We start from the raw sequence: 19175 nt of genomic DNA on the forward strand, positions 1-19175 counted from the left end.
TGATATTTTTGTTTTAAATCGATTTTATGAAAAAAATATCATTTATAATAATTTCGTTCTTTGCCATTATTCAACTAAATGCGCAAGAATCTTATAAAAATGGAGTGGTGGTGACTGCTCATCCCGAAGCTTCAAAAGTTGGAGTAGAAATCCTAAAAAAAGGAGGGAATGCAATTGACGCTTCTGTTGCAGTTCAGTTTGCTTTGGCTGTTGTTTACCCAAATGCAGGAAATATTGGTGGTGGCGGATTTTTGGTTTACCGAGATGCAAAAGGAAAAACAGATGCCTTAGATTATCGTGAAAAAGCACCTTTAAAAGCGACTGAGAATATGTATTGGGACAAAGATGGAAATGCGATTACAGATCTAAGTTTGTATGGACAATTTGCTGCAGGAGTTCCAGGAACAGTCGATGGAATGGTTAAAGCTCACGAGAAATACGGAAAATTGAGTTGGAAAGAATTAGTGCAACCTGCAATTGATTTAGCTCAAAAAGGATTTAAAATTACGAAGCAACAAGCAAGTGAATTGACAAATAAGTATGACGATTTTGTTAAATATAATTCAAAAATAAATGCTTTAACTGCAAAAGCTTCTTGGAAAGAAGGAGATCTATTGGTTCAAAAAGAATTAGCAAATACATTAAAACTGATTCAACAAAAAGGTCGCGCTGGTTTTTATGAAGGAAGAACGGCTGATCTGATTGTAAAAGAAATGAAACGTGGAAACGGGATTATTTCTCACGAAGATTTAAAACAATATCAATCGGTTTGGAGAACGCCAGTTGCGGGAAATTATAGAAATCTTAAAGTAATTTCGATGCCACCACCATCAAGTGGAGGAATTGCATTGGTTTCGTTGTTTCAATCTATCGAAGATTATCCAATCAATAAATGGGGATTTCAGGCAGATTCTACAATGCAAGTGATGGTAGAAGCCGAGCGTCGTGTTTATGCAGATCGTGCAGAACATTTAGGTGATCCAGATTTTGTGAACGTTCCTCAAAAACAATTGTTAGATAAAAATTATAATGTCAATCGAATGAAAGATTTTTCGTTTGATAAAGCAACACCGAGTTCAGCAATTAAAGCAGGAGAAATATTTGCAAAAGAATCGTTGGAAACTACGCATTATGTTATTGTTGACAAAGATGGAAACGCAGCTTCTGTTACGACAACTTTAAATAATTCGTATGGTTCTTTGGTGGTTGTGGAAGGTGCAGGATTTTTGTTGAATGATGAGATGGATGATTTTTCTGTAAAACCAGGAACACCAAATTTATATGGTTTAGTTGGAGGAAAAGCAAATGCAATTGAACCTTCGAAAAGAATGTTAAGCTCGATGACGCCTTCTATTTTAGAAAAAGATGGTAAATTGTTTATGGTTGTGGGAACACCTGGAGGTTCTACGATTATTACTTCGGTTTTTCAAGCAATTGTAAATGTTGTTGATTTCGGAATGACAATGCAAGAAGCTGTTGCTGCACCAAGATTTCATCATCAATGGTTACCAGATCAAATCGATTATGAACCAAATGCAATTTCAGAAAACGTTCGCGAATCGTTAAAACAAAAAGGTTATGTTTTGAAAGAACGTCAACCTTATGGGCGAGTAGATGGAATATTAGTTAATACTGACGGGACATATCAAGCAGGCGCAGATCCACGCGGTGATGATAAAGCAATAGGATATTAAAAACAAAAAGGAACTCTAAATCGAGTTCCTTTTTTTATTGAGATAAAACATCTCTAATTTCTGTGTTTTTATCAAATTGTGCTTTTGCAAAAGGACACAAAGGAATAACTTTAATATTATTATTTCTTGTCCAATCAACCAAGGCTAATAAAACTTTTTTACCAATACCTTGTCCGCCATAAGCTTCATCAACTTCTGTATGATCGATGATGATTTTATCATCTCCAGCCCAAACATAACTCATTTCTCCAGCTTTTTTATCGCCATCTAAAATGGCAAAAGCGCCATTTTTTTTATCATCAATTTGTTTAATTTCCATCTAATATATTTTTAAGTTGAATATTTAATCTTCTAATGTACCAAATTTTCCGTGATTGTAATCGTCAAATGCTTCACGAATTTGCTCTTGTGTATTCATTACAAATGGACCGTATGATGCGATTGGCTCATTTAGAGGTTCTCCACTCAAAATAAGTACCACACTACTTTCAGTCGCTTCGATTGTAAAATCTTCTCCTTCATTAGTAAACAATAACAAATGATCTGTTGGAACAATTTCTTGCTCATTCACTTTTACTTCACCTTCAATAACCAATAAAACTGTATTGTAATGTGCTGGGAAACTAAAATTCGCTTTACCACCTTCATTTAATTTTGCATTCAACATATGAACAGGAGAAAAAGTAGATGCAGCACCTTTTGCTTGGTTATATTCACCAGCTATAACTTCTACAAATCCATTTTCAACTTCAACAGTTGGAATATCTTTGTGTGCAATGGCTTGATATTTAGGCGCACTCATTTTATCCTTTGCAGGGAGATTTACCCATAATTGAACCATTTGAAAAATTCCTCCTTTTTTGTAAAACTCTTCTGCATGATATTCTTTGTGTAAAACTCCTGACGCAGCTGTCATCCATTGTACATCGCCTTGATGAATTGTTCCACCTCCGCCAGCACTGTCATGATGAGAAACACTTCCTTGATAAGCGATTGTTACGGTTTCGAAACCACGATGCGGATGTACACCAACACCTTTTGGTTTGTCCGTTGCAAGAAAATCAAATTTTGAATTGTAATCCAACATAATAAAAGGATCCATTCTTCTCATGTCTAAATGATAACCGCTCGGAATAAAGTTATGAACTCTAAATCCATCTCCTACGAAATGAGGCTCTCTTGGAGCGATAACCGCTTCTATATTTTTTGTGTTCATAATGATGTTTTTTTATTTTCTTATACAAATTTACAATTCCAATGTATTGATTGTATTGATGTAGGGTAAGAAGTTTTAATTGAATAAGTTAACATATATCAATGGTTTGTATGATCTGTTAAATTTAAATAGTTCTAAAATATAGATGAACGATGTTTGTCTAATTATTGTTTTTTTATATTTGGTTGTATCTATCTAACAAAATAAATAAAAATGAAAAAAAATTCAATAGTTTTAGGTGTATTTGCATTAGTTACATTAGGATCTTGTAAAAATGAAACACCTCAAGAAAAAGCGCAAAAAGAGTCACAGAAAGCTTTAGACAAAGCGTATGATGCAAACGAAGCAAATCAAGTTGCGACAAAGCTGTAGTAAAATCAGATATTGCAACAGTTATTTATACAGATATTGCTGCCGCAAATGCTGCTGTTGCTAAAATTCCGATGCCTGCATTGTTAAATGATAAAGCTAAAAAATTAGCAAGTGATTTGGGTAAAGCGTTGATTGATCGTATTAATGTAAAAGACGCAAAAGAAATAGAGAAATATGAAAAGAAAATTACTGATTTGAAAAATGATGTTGAAAAAGCTTATCAAGACAGTAAAATAAATGTTGAGGATCGTGATGCAATCAAAACATATATCGAAGATTGTGTAAGAGCTGCAGTAGCTACTGTTGTAGCTATACATTCTTAATATTCTTTTTATAGAAGTATAAAGCCCACCTCAATTGAGGTGGGTTTAGTTATATATAATAAATTCTCATCAACCATATTAGGAAGTGTAACCTTTAGCAAAGGCTCTTCTTCCATGGCACGTTTTGTCGAAAAGATAGCTTCATCGTTTCAGTTTCACATCCCAATGTATATTGATTTTAAACTGTTTTCAGCATCAGAATTTTATTCAACTGTTTATTTCAGGTCTATGAGATCACAATTAAACAAATAAATTAGTCAAGTAGTTTTTCTATAAATTCATTATTCTGAATTCTAATTTTTATAAAATTATCGCTATTAATTAAAAAATCTAAATATTTTTTAATAAGTATATCGCCGTATGATTTTTTAATTTTATTGATTAAATCAAGTTCCATATCTTTTTGAGAAGAATAACTGTAGAGATAAGCTAAACGTTTAAGTAAATTTATTAAGAAGGTATTTTTGTTAAATAAAAAGAGTTGATCAAAATAACATAAAATTATTTCAGCTGGAACATAATTACTTATTACATCGATCATTTTTTTATACTCCTTTTCAGCATCTAATATCTTAAAATATAAATCAATACAATCATCTGATTCGTAAAAATTTATTTTAAGATTAGTAAGTGTTTTCGTTCTGAATTTTTTAAACTTTTCTTCTTCATTTAAATGATTTTTTATAAAAAGAAAATCTTCTAATGATGGATTGTAAGGGAATTTTAAAAGTTTTATTTCTGTATATTTAGGCAAATCATTTGTCTGTTTATAAAGTTTTTCTAGAATATTGTAATAAGGGTAGTTGTATTTTTCTTTAGAATTGTTTGAAATAATATCTTTACAATAAGCTTCTACAGCAATATGGTCAGTTTTCATTAGTTCTTCTAAAATCATTAAATTATAGTCATTTTGATAAATTGATGGTTTGAAATAATCTTTTATTTCTGTAAACAACTCTGTCTCTATCATGATTTGTAGAAAGAATGTCTGAATCTCTATGTTATAATTTATATTTTCTTTATGCCATTTTTTTAGGTAATTTAGAAGGTGTTGTCCGATAATTTTTTTTCTCTCTGTAGTCGCTTGATAATATATTTCTTTATTTATTTCAAAATCATTTACAGTTATATTATCCATATTAAGGAAGTTGCTCCAATGATCAAGTACAACGTTTTTCCATTGTTCTTCTACTGCTATTTTATTGATCCTAAAAGCATATTTTTCTATAATAGCGTAAACATATTTTTCTAATCTTTTACTTGTTGTACCCGAGTTAAAATGAAAAGAAAGTAATAAATCACATATTCTTATAATTAGTGGTTTTGCGATTTCTGTCGTCTTAATAATGCAATCTATATAAGCAAATACAGGTTCAAGAGCAATTTGTAGTAAATCGATTATCTTTTTTACTTCGGATATTTCTACTTTCCTTTTTTTACCTATTATTGAGGTTATTGTATCTTTTATTAATTGTTCTACTTCATCAAGAGAATACTCTTTTTGTTTTTGAGAAAATGATAACATGAAATATTGTTCAGCTTCTCTATTTGTATTAAAAAAATCAAGTAACCATTTTCTTAAATCTTCTTCTTCAATTAGTTTAAGTAAAGTTTCGCTCTCTTTTTCTTTTTTTATGCGAGTTTTTTTAACAGGTTTTAAAGAGGTAAGTTTTACGATTTCTTCTAGCATTTTTTTTTGATGAATACACCAAGATTCGTTACTTCCACAATCACAAGAATGGGAAGTAACTTCTTTATTTTTGATTACTATATTTACATCGTAACTATTTGACTGGTCATCTACAAAAGCAATAAAGTTCCCTTTTTTTTCTTCTTCTAATTCTCTAATTTCGAGTTTTTTAATATCTCTTTTGTTTTGAGAAGAAATTAATTTGAGTAAATTTTCAATAGTATTCATAAGCTTTTATAATAAATTTTCATCAACCATATTAGGAAGTGTAACCTTTAGCAAAGGTTCTTCTTCCATAGCGCGTTTAATCGCAAAAATAGCTTCGTCATTTCTTGCCCAAGAACGTCGAGCAATTCCATTGTTCACATCCCAATGTAACATTGATTTTAAACGGTTTTCAGCATCTGAAGATCCATCTAACAGCATTCCAAAACCACCGTTGATTACTTCGCCCCAACCAACGCCACCACCGTTGTGAATAGAAACCCAAGTTGCGCCACGGAAACTATCCCCAATAACATTATGAATCGCCATATCAGCTGTAAATTTTGAACCATCATAAATGTTAGACGTTTCGCGAAAAGGAGAATCTGTTCCCGAAACATCATGATGATCACGACCTAAAACAACTGGCTCTATTTCGCCTTTCGCAATTGCATCGTTAAAGGCTTTCGCAATTTTGATTCGTCCTTCTGCATCTGCATATAAAATTCGAGCTTGCGATCCAACAACCAATTTATTTTCTTGCGCACCTTTTATCCACGTAATATTATCTTGCATCTGTTGTTGAATTTCAGCAGGAGAATGTTGCATAATCTTTTCTAAAACTTGACAAGCGATTTCGTCGGTTTTTAGTAAATCTTCTGGTTTTCCAGAAGTACAGACCCAACGGAATGGTCCAAATCCGTAATCGAAACACATTGGACCCATAATATCTTGTACATACGAAGGATATTTGAAATCGATTCCGTTTTCTGCCATAACATCCGCTCCAGCACGAGAAGCTTCTAATAAAAAGGCATTTCCATAATCAAAAAAATACGTTCCTTTTGCAGTATGTTTATTAACCGCAGCAGCATGACGACGAAGAGATTCTTGGACTTTTTCTTTGAATAACTCTGGGTTTTCGGCCATCATTTGATTTGATTCTTCTAATGTTAATCCAACCGGATAATAACCACCAGCCCAAGGATTATGCAAAGAAGTTTGATCTGATCCTAAATCAATATAAACGTTTTCTTGGTCAAATTTTTCCCAAACATCAACGATATTTCCATCATAAGCAATCGAAACAACTTCTTTATCTGCTTTAGCTTTTTTTACACGAGCGACTAATTCATCCAAGTCTGAAATTACTTCGTCCACCCAACCTTGTTCGTGGCGTTTCCAAGTCGCTGCTGGATTAACTTCTGCAGTAACAGATACCACTCCTGCAATATTTCCTGCTTTTGGTTGAGCTCCAGACATTCCGCCTAAACCAGCCGTAACAAATAATTTTCCTGCTGTTCCTTTATCATCAATTTTACGACAACCATTCAAAACAGTAATCGTTGTTCCATGTACAATTCCTTGCGGACCAATATACATGTAACTTCCTGCCGTCATTTGTCCGTATTGAGAAACGCCTAATGCATTCATTTTTTCCCAATCATCAGGTTGCGAATAATTAGGAATGACCATTCCATTCGTAACGACAACACGAGGCGCATTTTTGTGTGAAGGAAACAATCCCATTGGATGACCAGAATACATGACCAATGTTTGTTCGTCTGTCATTTCAGACAAATATTTCATTGTTAACAGATATTGTGCCCAGTTTTGGAAAACTGCACCATTTCCACCATAGGTGATTAATTCTTCTGGATGTTGTGCAACTGCTTGATCCAAATTATTTTGAATCATTAATTGAATTGCTTTTGCTTGTTCCGAATTTCCTGGATAATCTGTAATTGGACGTGCAAAAATTTTGTAATCAGGCATCAAACGATACATATAAATACGCCCGAAATCTTCTAATTCTTGTTTAAATTCTGGAATTAATTCAGCATGATGAATAGGCTCGAAATAGCGTAAAGCATTTTTAAGTGCTAATTTTTTTTCTTCCTTAGATAATATTTCTTTACGCTTTGGTGCGTGACTTATATTAGGATCTCTCTCTTTTTTTTGAGGTAAAACAGAAGGAATACCTTGTTTTATTTGTTCTTGAAAAGTCATTTTTTTTGTGTTTTTATGTTTTGCGTTAAACGCTATAAGTTTTACGATTTTTTGTTGTTATTCTGAACTTGTCGAGGAATCTCGTTCAAATTACATTTCTTTCTTCAAATCTTTATCAATAAAAAATAATAGGATAAATCCGACAAAATAACAAAGTAAATCAATCCACGAAAATGATGTTCCGATAATTATTCGAGCTGCTTTGTTATGTCCTAGACCAATCATTTCTACAAAATTAAAATATTGTAAAATTTCAACTACAAAAGAAAAAATCAACGTAAAAATGGCAATGTTAATTGCTTTTGTGTTGATAAATGTTTTGATAAAATAGTAAATAAAAATCACGACTAAAATATCACCAACAAAAGGACGAATGATTTTGTCTTTGATGTACAATGCAATAATTACTTCAATCAAAAAGATAATAATTGCAATTATGAATGATTTTTTATCGAGTTTGAACATATTTTCTCTTTTAAGATGAGAAGCTGAAATAAATTCAGCTTGACATTTGGTTTTAATTCAGAAAAAGAATTCCTAATGAAATTTTGAGTATCATTCTGAACTCATTTCAGAATCGCATTAATTAGATATAATCTTAAAATAATCAATTAAAAATAACCCAAAACTACTAACAAGTAAAATCAATCCTATTAAATAAAAAATGAAATTATTGAAAGTAGTAGGTTGAATTATTTTGAATTTTATCAATATGAAAATTAAAACTATATTCAAAATTATACTAACTCCTATTATAGAAATTAAAATTAAGAAGAAGTGTTGATTTTCAAATAAATCAGATGATAGAAAAAATAAAGCAATTGATATTAAGCTTGTAATAAATAAAAAATATCCAGCCTTATCTTTTTGAGTATTTTCTTTATTAAAATTTGGTGCTGAAATAAAATCTAAAATAGCTTGAATTATATCCATAATCTGTCATTCTGAGCTTGTCGAAGAATCTAAAACTTCATGATTAATTTTTTGAAATCTTTAGTTTGTAATAAATCGATAATAGCATTGATATCATCACCAATTAAGCGATCATCTTCTAATTTTGGACAAACCGAACGAACTTTTGTGAAAACTTCTTCTAAGAAAGCACTTGTTTTACGTGGTCTTCTAAATTCTAAACCTTGGCAAGAGTACATTAATTCGATTGCTAAAATACGTTCTACGTTGTCTAAGACTTGGTTGAATTTTCGTCCAGAAATACTTCCCATTGAAACGTGATCTTCTTGTCCTAAAGATGTTGGAATACTATCAGCAGATGCAGGGAAACACAACGTTTTGTTTTCTGTACAAAGCGCGGCAGAAGTGTATTGAGGAATCATAAATCCAGAATTTAACCCAGAACTTTCTGTCAATAATTTTGGTAATCCATATTTTCCTTCGATTAATAAATATTGACGACGATCCGAAATATTTCCTAATTCAGAGGCTGCAATTGTCGCATAATCTAACACCATTGCTAATGGTTGTCCGTGAAAGTTTCCACCTGAAATAGCATCTTTATCCGAAACAACGATTGGATTATCCGTAACAGAATTTAATTCGATTTCAGCTAATTCTTGTAAATGGAAAAATGCATTTCGTGACGCGCCATGAACTTGTGGCATGCAACGCAACGAATAGGGGTCTTGTACACGACCACATTCTGCATGAGAGAAAGCAATTTCAGAACCTTTTAATAAATTTCTCATACGTTCTGCAACCAACAATGTTCCTTTGAATGGGCGAACTTGGTGTAATTCTTCTTCGAATGGACGAGGCGAACCTTCGTAAGCTTCTAATGATAAAGCGCCTGCGACGTCAGCTAAATTCAATAAATATTCAAATTTCTCTAATCCGTGTAAGGCATGAGATAAGATGAATTGTGTTCCATTGATTAATCCTAAACCTTCTTTTGCGGATAAGTTTAATGGTTGTAGATTATGTTTGGCTAAAGCTTCTTTTGTCGAAACAATTGTATCGCCATCCCAAACTTTTCCTTCGCCGATTAAGGGTAAAAATAAATGTGATAAAGGAGCTAAATCTCCAGATGCACCAACGGATCCTTTTTCTGGAACAACTGGAATAATGTCTTTTTCAACCATTACTAAAATTCGTTCCACCACATCTAAAGTCACACCTGAATAGCCTTTTGATAAAGCATGTGCTTTTGCAATTAACATGGTTTTAGAAATTTCTTTCTTAATCGGATTTCCCACACCAACTGCATGACTGATTAATAGATTGTGTTGAAGTTGACGCGTTTCTGCTTCAGAGATTTTTGTGTCGCAAAGAGGTCCAAAACCAGTGTTTATTCCATAAACTGTTTGTCCAGAAGCAACTATTTTAGCAACGTTTTGTTGAGATTTTAAGATTTGTTCTTTACTTGCTTCGTTAAGCTCAATTTCGATATTTCCTTCTTTGATTCCTTTGTAATCCTCGAACGAAAGAAAATCGATACCGTAAGTTTTCTTGATCATTTTTTCGAATTTGTGATACATCAAAGATAATCTTTTCATTGATTTGATAAAAGATAGAAATCATTTCAATTGAATAATTGAGGTTTGATAAGGTTTTATATGACTAACTTTTATAAATTTGCAGAAATTTTTATGTAATGTGTGATAAACATCTTCATGACGAAATGGGGGACGACCATATGTCAGCAAACTTAGAAACGCCTTTGAGAGCTGATGCATTTGAGTTGTCTGCTGAAGAAAAAGTGGAAAAGATTGAAGCGGATTTCCGTAATATCATGGAAACTTTAGGCTTAGATTTAACAGATGATAGTTTGAAAGGAACGCCAAAACGTGTTGCGAAAATGTTCGTAAAAGAGATTTTTGGTGGTTTATTACCAGAGCGTAAGCCTGGAATGTCAACTTTCGAAAATAAATATAACTACAATCAAATGCTGGTTGAAAAGGATATCGTGGTTTATTCGACTTGCGAACATCACTTTTTACCAATCGTTGGTCGTGCACATGTTGGTTACATCTCGAAAGGGAAAGTAATCGGTTTGTCTAAAATGAATCGTATTGTAGAATATTATGCAAAACGTCCACAAGTACAAGAGCGTTTGACAATGCAAATTGTGAAAGCGATGCAAGATGCTTTGGGGACAGACGATGTCGCATGTATTATTGATGCGAAACATTTGTGTGTCAATTCGCGCGGAATCAAAGATATCGAATCAAGTACAGTAACAGCTGAATTTGGTGGAGCTTTTAAAGAAAGTGAGCAATTAAGAAAAGAGTTTATTTCGTATATCGGAATGAAAACTCCTTTCAATGTTTAAAACTATAAATCCTATAAAATGGTAAAAGAAAATCAATTAAAATTACATAACTCCTTAACGGGACAGAAAGAAACATTCGAACCAATCAATCAAGATAATGTTGGAATGTATGTTTGTGGTCCAACGGTTTACAGTAATGTGCATTTAGGAAATGTACGTACATTTATGTCGTTTGATATGATTTATCGTTACCTAAAATTTTTGGGTTACAAAGTGCGTTACGTTCGTAATATTACTGATGCGGGACATTTAACAGATGACGGAAATGTAGAAAATGATCGTTTTGTAAAACAATCAAAATTAGAGAAATTAGAACCAATGGAAATCGTGCAAAAGTACACGGTAGATTTTCATCAAGTTTTAGAAAAATTTAATTTACTACCTCCAACAATCGAACCTACAGCAACAGGACATATTTTAGAACAAATTGCTTTAACAGAAAAATTAATCGATTTAGGTTTAGCTTACGAGGTAAATGGATCAGTTTATTTTGATGTAGAAGCATACAACAAAAAAGGACTTAATTATGGTGAGTTAAGTAACCGTAATATCGAAGAGTTAATCAATAACACAAGAGATTTAGACGGACAAGGAGAGAAGAAAAATCCAGTAGATTTTGCACTTTGGAAAAATGCTTCGCCTGCTCACATTATGCGTTGGGCTTCGCCTTGGGGAGATGGTTTTCCGGGTTGGCACTTAGAATGTACAGTGATGAGTACAAAATATCTTGGTGACTTTTTCGATATTCATGGAGGAGGAATGGATCTTAAATTCCCTCACCACGAATGTGAAATTGCACAAGCAAAAGGTTCTAATGGCCACGAACCAGTAAAATATTGGATGCATGCTAATATGTTGACGATGAATGGACAACGTATGAGTAAATCGACAGGGAATTACATCTTGCCAATGCAATTGGTAAATGGCGAAAATAACTTTTTCGAAAAAGCGTTTCATCCAAGTGTCGTTCGTTTTTGTTTTTTACAAGCGCATTACCGCAGTGTGTTAGATATTTCGAATGAAGCGATGTTGGCTTCGGAAAAAGGGTATAACCGTTTGGTTGAAGCCTTAAAAACGTTAGAAAATATTACACCGAAGAAAATATCTACTGTTAACATTGATGAGTTGGAAGCGAAATTATATACCGCAATGGATGATGATTTCAACACGCCAATTATGATCGCTCATTTATTTGATGCCGTGAAAATGATCAACTCGATCAAAGATAGCTTCGAAAATATTACAACAGAAGATTTAGAACGCTTGAAAGCAATTATGAATGGTTTTGTTCATGATGTTTTAGGTTTAGATACTGAAGCTGTTAACGAAAGTTCTGATAAATTAGATGGTGTTGTAAAAATGCTAATCGAAATGCGTAATCAAGCACGTGTAGATAAAAATTGGGCTTTATCTGACCAAATTCGTGATCAATTAAGTGATTTAGGAATTCAACTAAAAGATGGAGCAGAAGGCACTACTTATTCTTTTTGATAAAGTAGAATAATTTATTATTTACTAATATATAACCACTTAGAGATAAGTGGTTTTTTTGTGTAAATTTTAAATAATTTTAACAAAATATTTGCATTGTAAATATTTATTTATCATATTTGTAATAATTAGCACTAAAAATTAACACAATATGAGGAGAAGATTTACTTCTTTGGGCATTCTATCAATGTTTTTGATGGGAGGTTTGGCTTATGCTCAAGTTAAAGGAGTCTTAAAAGACTCGAATGGATTTCCAATGGAAGAAGCAGAGGTGATTGTTACAAGAACAGGAGCTTCTGTCTATACAGATGGAGATGGAAATTTTAATGTAGACGCGAAAGTAGGAGATACATTGAAGATTATCGATTCTATGGGAGAAGAAAAGATAATTAAAGTTACTTCAACAATGCTTGGTGATGTAAAATTCGCTTCAAAAGCATCTGAAAATATCGAATTAAGTACAGTAAATTTAGTTGGTGGGATCAAAATGGATGCTGCACAAAAAATTGGTGCTTATGATATTGTAAAGAAAGAGGATTTTGAATTAGCTCCTACAGCTTCAGTAGACGAGGTATTAAATGGACGTGTTGCAGGGTTAGCATTTTCATCTAATTCAGGAGATCCAGGTTCTGCAAATATTATTACAATTCGTGGGGTTGGCTCGCTTATTGGAACTCCAAACCCATTATATGTAATTGATGGAGTTGTAGTTGGTAAAGGAGCAGACAATGCGGGAATTATGGAGTCTTGGAATCCATTGGCTTCAATTGATCCAAATGCAATAGAAAATGTGATGGTCCTTAAAGATGCTTCAGCTACTGCTTTATATGGAGCACGTGGCGCAAATGGAGTAATTGTAATTACGACAAAAAAAGGACGATACAATCAGAAAACAAGATTTAATTTATCAAGTGATACAGGAGTACAGTCAATAGCATACGATGAGCAAAAATTTATGACTTCATCTGAATTTATTGATTGGGCTACTTTAGCTTATTTCAATACTGTAGATAAAAATGGTAATCCTGTTTATTCTTCAATGGATGCTGCAAGAGATTATGTTGTTAATACACAATATAAATATGATGGTGTTACAGATTCAGATTGGAGAAAAGCTATCCAACGTTCTCAGTCTACTGTCAATACGTATAATTTTTCAGCGAGTGGAGGTAGTGAAAATACATCTTTCCGTATTGGAGGATCGTACTACGACAATAAATCGTTGATTATAAATTCAAAGTTTAATCGTCTAAGTATAAATTCAGCATTAGATCATAAAATTAATGATAAGTTAACTTTAGGACTTAACCTGAATTATTCGAATGTTAAAAGAAGAACATTTGATGATGGAGGAGCTTATCGTAACCCTTGGACAACTCAATTTAGCGTATTGCCAATCTATCCAATTTATAATGCAGACGGATCTTACAATATGGATAATTTAGGAGCAGGGAATTCGAATTTCAATCCTTTAGCCATTCAAAATGTAGATTTTGTACAAGGAAATATTCAAACGTATTTAGCTTCGATTAATGCAGAATATACCTTAGCAAAAAATTTGTATTTCTTTTCGATGTTTGGTGTTCAAAATCAAAGAATAAAAGAGAAACAATATTGGGATCCTTCTGTAGGAGATGGTAAGAATCAAGAAATCGCACCAGATCCGGATGATAAAGATTTACCAGATGGATTACCTGGAGGTATTGTGACGGTAGCACATTCAAATGTTTTTGATTGGAACTGGCAAAACTCTTTGAGTTACAGAAAAGTATTCAACGATAAACATGATTTACAAACGTGGGTAGGTATGGAATACCAAGAGCACGAATATACACAAGAATGGGCGAGAGTTGTTGGTTTGACTAAACCTTTACCATATCTTTCATATGGAGGAAATCCAAAAGCTAAATCAGTTGGTGATGATATCCTAAGATGGACTCAGATTTCTTATTTTGGTCGATTAAACTATATTTATGATGGTAAGTACACGGTTTCTGGACAATTAAGAAGAGACTCCAACTCTACGTTAGGTATGAATGACAAAAGTGGAATTTTCTGGTCTATTGGAGGTAGCTGGGATATAGCAAGAGAATCTTTCTTTGGAAATAGTAATGTATTATCAAAATTAAAACTGAGAGGAAACTATGGAGAGATCGGAAATATACCGTATGCAGACCAATGGGGGCCACAATATAACACATACTTTTTACAAAGTATTAATCCAGCAGGGTATGGAACAAATACCACACTTGGCTTAAGCAGGGTAGGGAATCCAGATTTAGGTTGGGAGATTAGTAAACAATTAAATATAGGTGTTGATTTTAATTTATTCAACAAGTTTGATATTACATTAGACGTATACAATAAGCGAACAATCGACGCAATTTACAATACGACAATTATTGGTGTTCATGGAAATCCATCTTCATATTATGCAAATATTGGAGAACTTTCAAATAAAGGTATAGAATCTACAATTAATGCTAAACCTATTAATAAAGAATTCAAATGGAATATTTTTGGAACATTCTCTTATAACAAGAATAAAGTAGTTTCATTATTCCCTGATCGCCCTGATGCAATCGAAAGAATTTCAGGAAACGGAATTAGAGCGTTGAGTGTAGGGCGAGAATTTGGTGAGTATTATGTTCCTTTATGGGCAGGTGTTGATCCAGAAACAGGAGCAGGAAGATGGTGGACAGATGAAACCAAAACTGAAATGACAACAGATAGAACTAAAGCAAAAAGTGCTTGGTTAGGAAAATCTGGTTTCCCTAAGTATTTGGCAAGTATAAAAAATGACTTTTCTTATAAAGGATTTACGCTTTCAGTCTTTTTCACAGGACAATTTGATTTCTACGTACACAATATGTGGCAAAACTTTATCTTAAGTGACGGATCTAAAATGGGGAATAACCAAATTAAATCTGCATTATATGACGCTTGGACACCTGATAATCGAAATGCTAAAAATCCAAAACCGATTGCAGGTCATGGAAACGAAACAGAATTACTTTCAGATCGTTGGGTGAGAAAAGGAGATCATATTCGTTTGAAAGAAGTGAAAATAGCTTATACTTTCAATGATTTGTTTAAGAAAAGTACAGGAGTAGATAATCTAACAATCTATGCAAAAGGTGTTAATCTATGGCTTTACACATTTGACAAAAATTTAGATTTTGATCCAGAATCAAACTCTAATGCTTATGGAGGTGCTGCAGGTAAAGGATTATATGACTATACTTCACCAATTATGAAATCTATTTCATTAGGAGTATCATTAGATTTTTAATTTTCTTAGAAACACATTATGAAAAAAATATTATTAAGTATAATTGTAACAACTTCACTTTTAGGGTTAAACTCATGTAGTGAAGATAGATTAGATTTAGAACCTATTTTAGACGAAATATATACAGGAGACTTAACAAATGAACAAGAAATGTTGTGGGCTACAAACAGTATATACACATCATTAGCATCAGGTTCATTATTCGGAGCAGATTTACTAATTCATTCTGATTTAATGTCAGACAATGTCTTCGTTAGCAATAGTTTAACAAGTGGCTATTATCAGAATATGCAGAGCATGGGCTGGTCAGGAGATTCTGGATTTGGATCTTGGAGAGGACTGTATGATGTGATACAAAAAGCAAATTTTGTAATTTTAGACGATAATTTACCTGAAACAGATGTTGTAAAAAGTTTCAAAGGAGAAGCGAAAATAGCAAGGGGATTAGCCTATTTCTATTTAATGCAATTGTACGCTTCTAATCCAACGTCAGGTCAATACCAAGAAGATGGAGTACCATTGATGTTAATGAAATATGAAACACCAAATTACTATCCTGCTAGAAATACTGTATCTGAAAATTATGATCAAATAATTAAAGATTTAACAGAAGGTATTAATGAAATGAACCCAAGCGCTAGATCTTCTAAAACATTTCTTTCTCCAACTGCAGGTAGACTGATTTTATCTAAAGTTTATTTGACAAGAGGTGCTTCTGGTGACTATGATAAAGCAATACAATATGCAACTGAAGTATTAGAAAAATCTCCAAGTAATTTTGAAGTTATTACGAATGATAAGCTATATGATTACTTTACAGGAACATCTGAAGCAAAATCAGAAGAACAACCAGAAACTATTTATGAGATAGAGCAAAAGTCAGGATTCTCATTGCAAATTAATGCACATCCTGCAACATTCTATTCTAATCAAGGGACTCATAAAGGATTATTAATTAGAAAATGGGTTTATGAGTTGTTTGACGGAGTTGATACACCAAATAAAGATGATGACGATGCGCGTGTAGCTTTAATGAACACAGCAGGGGCTCCTGATACTGACTCACCGAGTGGAGTTTGGACAAGAAAATACCCTCGTAGTGTGGGAGGGAATTGGTATGGAAATATCAAAGTCTTTCGTATGACAGAAGCTAAATATGTTATCATGGAAGCCATGGCGAAAAAGGGAGATAATGCTGGAGCATTAGCAAAACTTAATGAGCACGCAGCAGAAAGAAATGCTAAACCATACACAGGTGATGCTCTTACTGCAATTTTGTTAGATGCTCAAAAAGAATTTATTGCAGAAGGACACCGTTTTTACGATTTAAAACGTAATAACTTAGGGTATGATAAGAGAGATAATTGTAATTCTTCTAACAATACTTGTAGTATACCAGCTGATAGTAAATTTTTTGTGTTACCAATGTCACTATCTGAAAGATTATTGAACCCTAATATGACTCAACATCCACTTTGGAAGTAAGTTGTAAGAATTTTTTATAACATTTACCCACTTAGAAATAAGTGGGTTTTTTTGTATCTCTCAATTTTAGATTACTTTTGTAACGATTTATTCAACAGGATGAAAAAAACAATCATTGGTTTATTTTTATTGGGAGCTGTGATAGCACAAGCTCAAGAAGATTCGATAAAAAGTTTAAAACCTTTAAAAGGATCGTCAGGGAATGATTCTATAACGTATTTTAAAACTAAAATCGACGATTATAAGTTTTGGACAAATGGCAGAAAGCCAGAAGTTATTGATACAACATTGCATATCAAAAACTATTACAACCAAAACTTTATAAAGCAGGATGCGTTTGGGAAATTATTTTATCCTAATGTTGGAGGTGTTGTTGTGGATTTAGAATATCAAAATTCACCTTTCAATCCATCGATGTTGCCAACAGGTAAAAAGTATAACTATTATTATGCGAATGAGATCAAATATTACGATGTAAAATCGCCTTATACTGAGTTTATTTACGAAAATGGCGTAAAAGAAGGAAACTTTTTGTCTTCCACATTTTCGCATAATATCAACAAGCAATTCAACTACACTTTTCATTACCGAGGTTTAATTTCTGAAGGTCGTTATAAACACGAAAAGGCACAGAATAATACATTCGTATTTTCATCAAATTATAAAACAAAATCAGAACGTTTCAAGTTGTGGTGGAATTATGCAGCGCAGAATTTGAAAAATAATGAAAACGGTGGAATAAAAGATATTTACGATTTTATTTTACAAGATGAACGTAGAAAGACAAATATTCGTAATATCGATGTAAATTCCCAAACAGCAAAATCTGAATTTGATGCACGTCGAATTGAGTTGAATGCGTCGTATGGAATTTTAAAAAAGTTGAACGAAAAAGATTCTACTTTTTATAATCCGATCGAATTAAAGAACAAGTTTTCCTACGAAAAACAAAAATATCGATACGAAGATTCCTCTCCAAATGGTGATTTGTATGATACACCTCTGATAACAGGACTTGACAACAGAAATAAAAAGAGTTTTACTGATTTGTCGAATACAACAACTGCTGGTTTTCTTTGGACCGATCGTGTGAAAATTGAGGCCGGAGTTAAATTACAGAGTTTGTGTGTGTTTTCAGAAGAGCCTTTTATTTTTTCTAAAGTGGATGAAGATGACAACATAATTTATAATGTAAATAATCCTAAAGAAATAAAAGAAAATCTTTTTGGAGTTGTAGGAAAAGTGGATTTTGATTGGAATGAAAAGTTAAAACTTTACGGAAATGTAGAGTATCTGCAATCGGATAATTATAAAAGTGTCTACAATGTGGATGCCGTTTTAGATATTACGCCAATAGAAGGTTATACATTAAGTGCAGGAGCGGTTATACAGTCAAAGATTCCATCGTTGAATGCCATTTATAATCAAAGTTTTTTTGCCGATTTTAATTACGCAAACAAGTTTGAAACAGAAAATGTTCAAAATTTATTTGCAAAATTAAAATTAGATAAAGTAAATACGACAGTAGAAGCATCTCTTTACAATCTCGACAATAAAGTGTACCTGGATTCAGATTTAGTTTACAAACAGCTAAATGATAATATCAATTATTTCAAAATAAAAGGTGAAAATCATTTACGTTTCGGAAAAATAAATTTGGTTTCGACAGCTCAATATCAAAAAGTAACCAAGAATGAAAATATTATGCCTTTGCCAGACTTCTTGATTCGTGAAACGTTATATTGGCAAGGAGAATTATTTAATAAAAATGCACAATTACAAGCGGGTATTAATGCAACGTATTTTACGAAATACAATGGATTACGTTACATCCCGATACTTAATGAATTTGCCATACAAGACCCAACTAATATTCAAGAGATTGGAGGTTATCCTATTTTGGATGTTTTTATCAATTTCAAGGTTCGTAATATGCGTTTCTACATTCGTGGTGAACATATCAATGCTTCTTTCACTAAAGAACCAGAATATTTTGCCGCACCAAATGTTCCGTACCGAGATTTTAAATTTCAACTTGGGTTGAAATGGAATATTTTCAGTTAAAATAATTACAAATTATATAGAAAAACGACTTCAAGATGAGGTCGTTTT

Annotated in this window: 15 protein-coding genes; 8 read left to right on the plus strand and 7 right to left on the minus strand. The window is 32.6% G+C overall.

All coding sequences use genetic code 11. The annotated features are described in order from the left end of the window. The first annotated feature begins 26 nt into the window (after positions 1-26). Positions 27-1694 (plus strand): gamma-glutamyltransferase, encoded by a 1668-nt coding sequence (gene ggt / locus NZD85_RS11435; protein ID WP_260541899.1) that lies wholly within the window; start codon positions 27-29, stop codon positions 1692-1694. A 34-nt stretch (positions 1695-1728) separates the two neighbouring features. On the opposite strand, the gene NZD85_RS11440 is transcribed toward ggt, so the two are convergent. Together NZD85_RS11440 and NZD85_RS11445 are read right to left on the minus strand one after the other, a co-directional pair. After that, a complete protein-coding gene (locus NZD85_RS11440) occupies positions 1729-2013 on the minus strand; it encodes a GNAT family N-acetyltransferase (RefSeq protein WP_260541900.1) in 285 nt (94 codons plus the stop codon). A gap of 24 nt (positions 2014-2037) precedes the next feature. Continuing rightward, positions 2038-2910 (minus strand): pirin family protein, encoded by an 873-nt coding sequence (locus NZD85_RS11445; RefSeq protein WP_260541901.1) that lies wholly within the window; start codon positions 2908-2910, stop codon positions 2038-2040. A gap of 213 nt (positions 2911-3123) precedes the next feature. Here NZD85_RS11445 and NZD85_RS11450 point away from each other — a divergent pair, with 213 nt between their 5' ends. Together NZD85_RS11450 and NZD85_RS11455 are read left to right on the plus strand one after the other, a co-directional pair. Next, positions 3124-3282: a hypothetical protein gene (locus tag NZD85_RS11450; protein ID WP_185144212.1), complete on the plus strand. Its 159-nt coding sequence runs from the start codon at positions 3124-3126 to the stop codon at positions 3280-3282. A 71-nt stretch (positions 3283-3353) separates the two neighbouring features. Beyond that, positions 3354-3605, plus strand: a complete 252-nt coding sequence (locus tag NZD85_RS11455) for a hypothetical protein (protein WP_260541903.1) — start codon at positions 3354-3356, stop codon at positions 3603-3605. A 253-nt stretch (positions 3606-3858) separates the two neighbouring features. Here the strand turns inward: NZD85_RS11455 and NZD85_RS11460 are convergent, their stop codons facing one another. From NZD85_RS11460 to hutH, 5 genes are all read right to left on the minus strand, one after another. Beyond that, positions 3859-5523 carry a hypothetical protein gene (locus NZD85_RS11460; protein ID WP_188319262.1) on the minus strand — a complete coding sequence of 555 codons (1665 nt, stop codon included), beginning with the start codon at positions 5521-5523 and terminating at the stop codon, positions 3859-3861. Positions 5524-5529: 6 nt separating this feature from the next. Further along, on the minus strand, positions 5530-7509 hold the full coding sequence (locus tag NZD85_RS11465; RefSeq protein WP_260541904.1) for a urocanate hydratase: 1980 nt from the start codon (positions 7507-7509) through the stop codon (positions 5530-5532). A gap of 90 nt (positions 7510-7599) precedes the next feature. Then, a complete protein-coding gene (locus tag NZD85_RS11470; protein WP_260541905.1) occupies positions 7600-7974 on the minus strand; it encodes a ribosomal maturation YjgA family protein in 375 nt (124 codons plus the stop codon). Positions 7975-8091: 117 nt separating this feature from the next. After that, entirely contained in the window at positions 8092-8442 is a 351-nt protein-coding gene (locus NZD85_RS11475) for a hypothetical protein (protein ID WP_260541906.1), read from the minus strand. A 29-nt stretch (positions 8443-8471) separates the two neighbouring features. Further along, the gene (gene hutH / locus NZD85_RS11480) at positions 8472-10019 is read right to left on the minus strand and encodes a histidine ammonia-lyase (RefSeq protein WP_396127062.1); all 1548 of its coding nucleotides are present in this window, start codon (positions 10017-10019) and stop codon (positions 8472-8474) included. Positions 10020-10117: 98 nt separating this feature from the next. On the opposite strand from hutH, the gene folE reads away from it, so the two are divergent. The 5 genes from folE to NZD85_RS11505 all read left to right on the plus strand — a co-directional run bounded on the left by folE (position 10118) and on the right by NZD85_RS11505 (position 19127). Beyond that, on the plus strand, positions 10118-10795 hold the full coding sequence (gene folE / locus NZD85_RS11485) for a GTP cyclohydrolase I FolE (protein WP_171623367.1): 678 nt from the start codon (positions 10118-10120) through the stop codon (positions 10793-10795). Between the two features lie 18 nt (positions 10796-10813). Beyond that, positions 10814-12286 carry a cysteine--tRNA ligase gene (gene cysS / locus NZD85_RS11490; protein WP_171623368.1) on the plus strand — a complete coding sequence of 491 codons (1473 nt, stop codon included), beginning with the start codon at positions 10814-10816 and terminating at the stop codon, positions 12284-12286. Between the two features lie 151 nt (positions 12287-12437). Beyond that, a complete protein-coding gene (locus tag NZD85_RS11495; protein WP_171623369.1) occupies positions 12438-15578 on the plus strand; it encodes a SusC/RagA family TonB-linked outer membrane protein in 3141 nt (1046 codons plus the stop codon). 18 nt (positions 15579-15596) lie between these two features. Continuing rightward, a complete protein-coding gene (locus NZD85_RS11500; RefSeq protein WP_171623370.1) occupies positions 15597-17063 on the plus strand; it encodes a RagB/SusD family nutrient uptake outer membrane protein in 1467 nt (488 codons plus the stop codon). A gap of 99 nt (positions 17064-17162) precedes the next feature. Continuing rightward, positions 17163-19127 carry a putative porin gene (locus NZD85_RS11505; protein ID WP_260541907.1) on the plus strand — a complete coding sequence of 655 codons (1965 nt, stop codon included), beginning with the start codon at positions 17163-17165 and terminating at the stop codon, positions 19125-19127. Positions 19128-19175: the final 48 nt, after the last annotated feature.

Source organism: Empedobacter stercoris (genome assembly GCF_025244765.1).
GTDB classification, from domain to species: domain Bacteria; phylum Bacteroidota; class Bacteroidia; order Flavobacteriales; family Weeksellaceae; genus Empedobacter; species Empedobacter stercoris.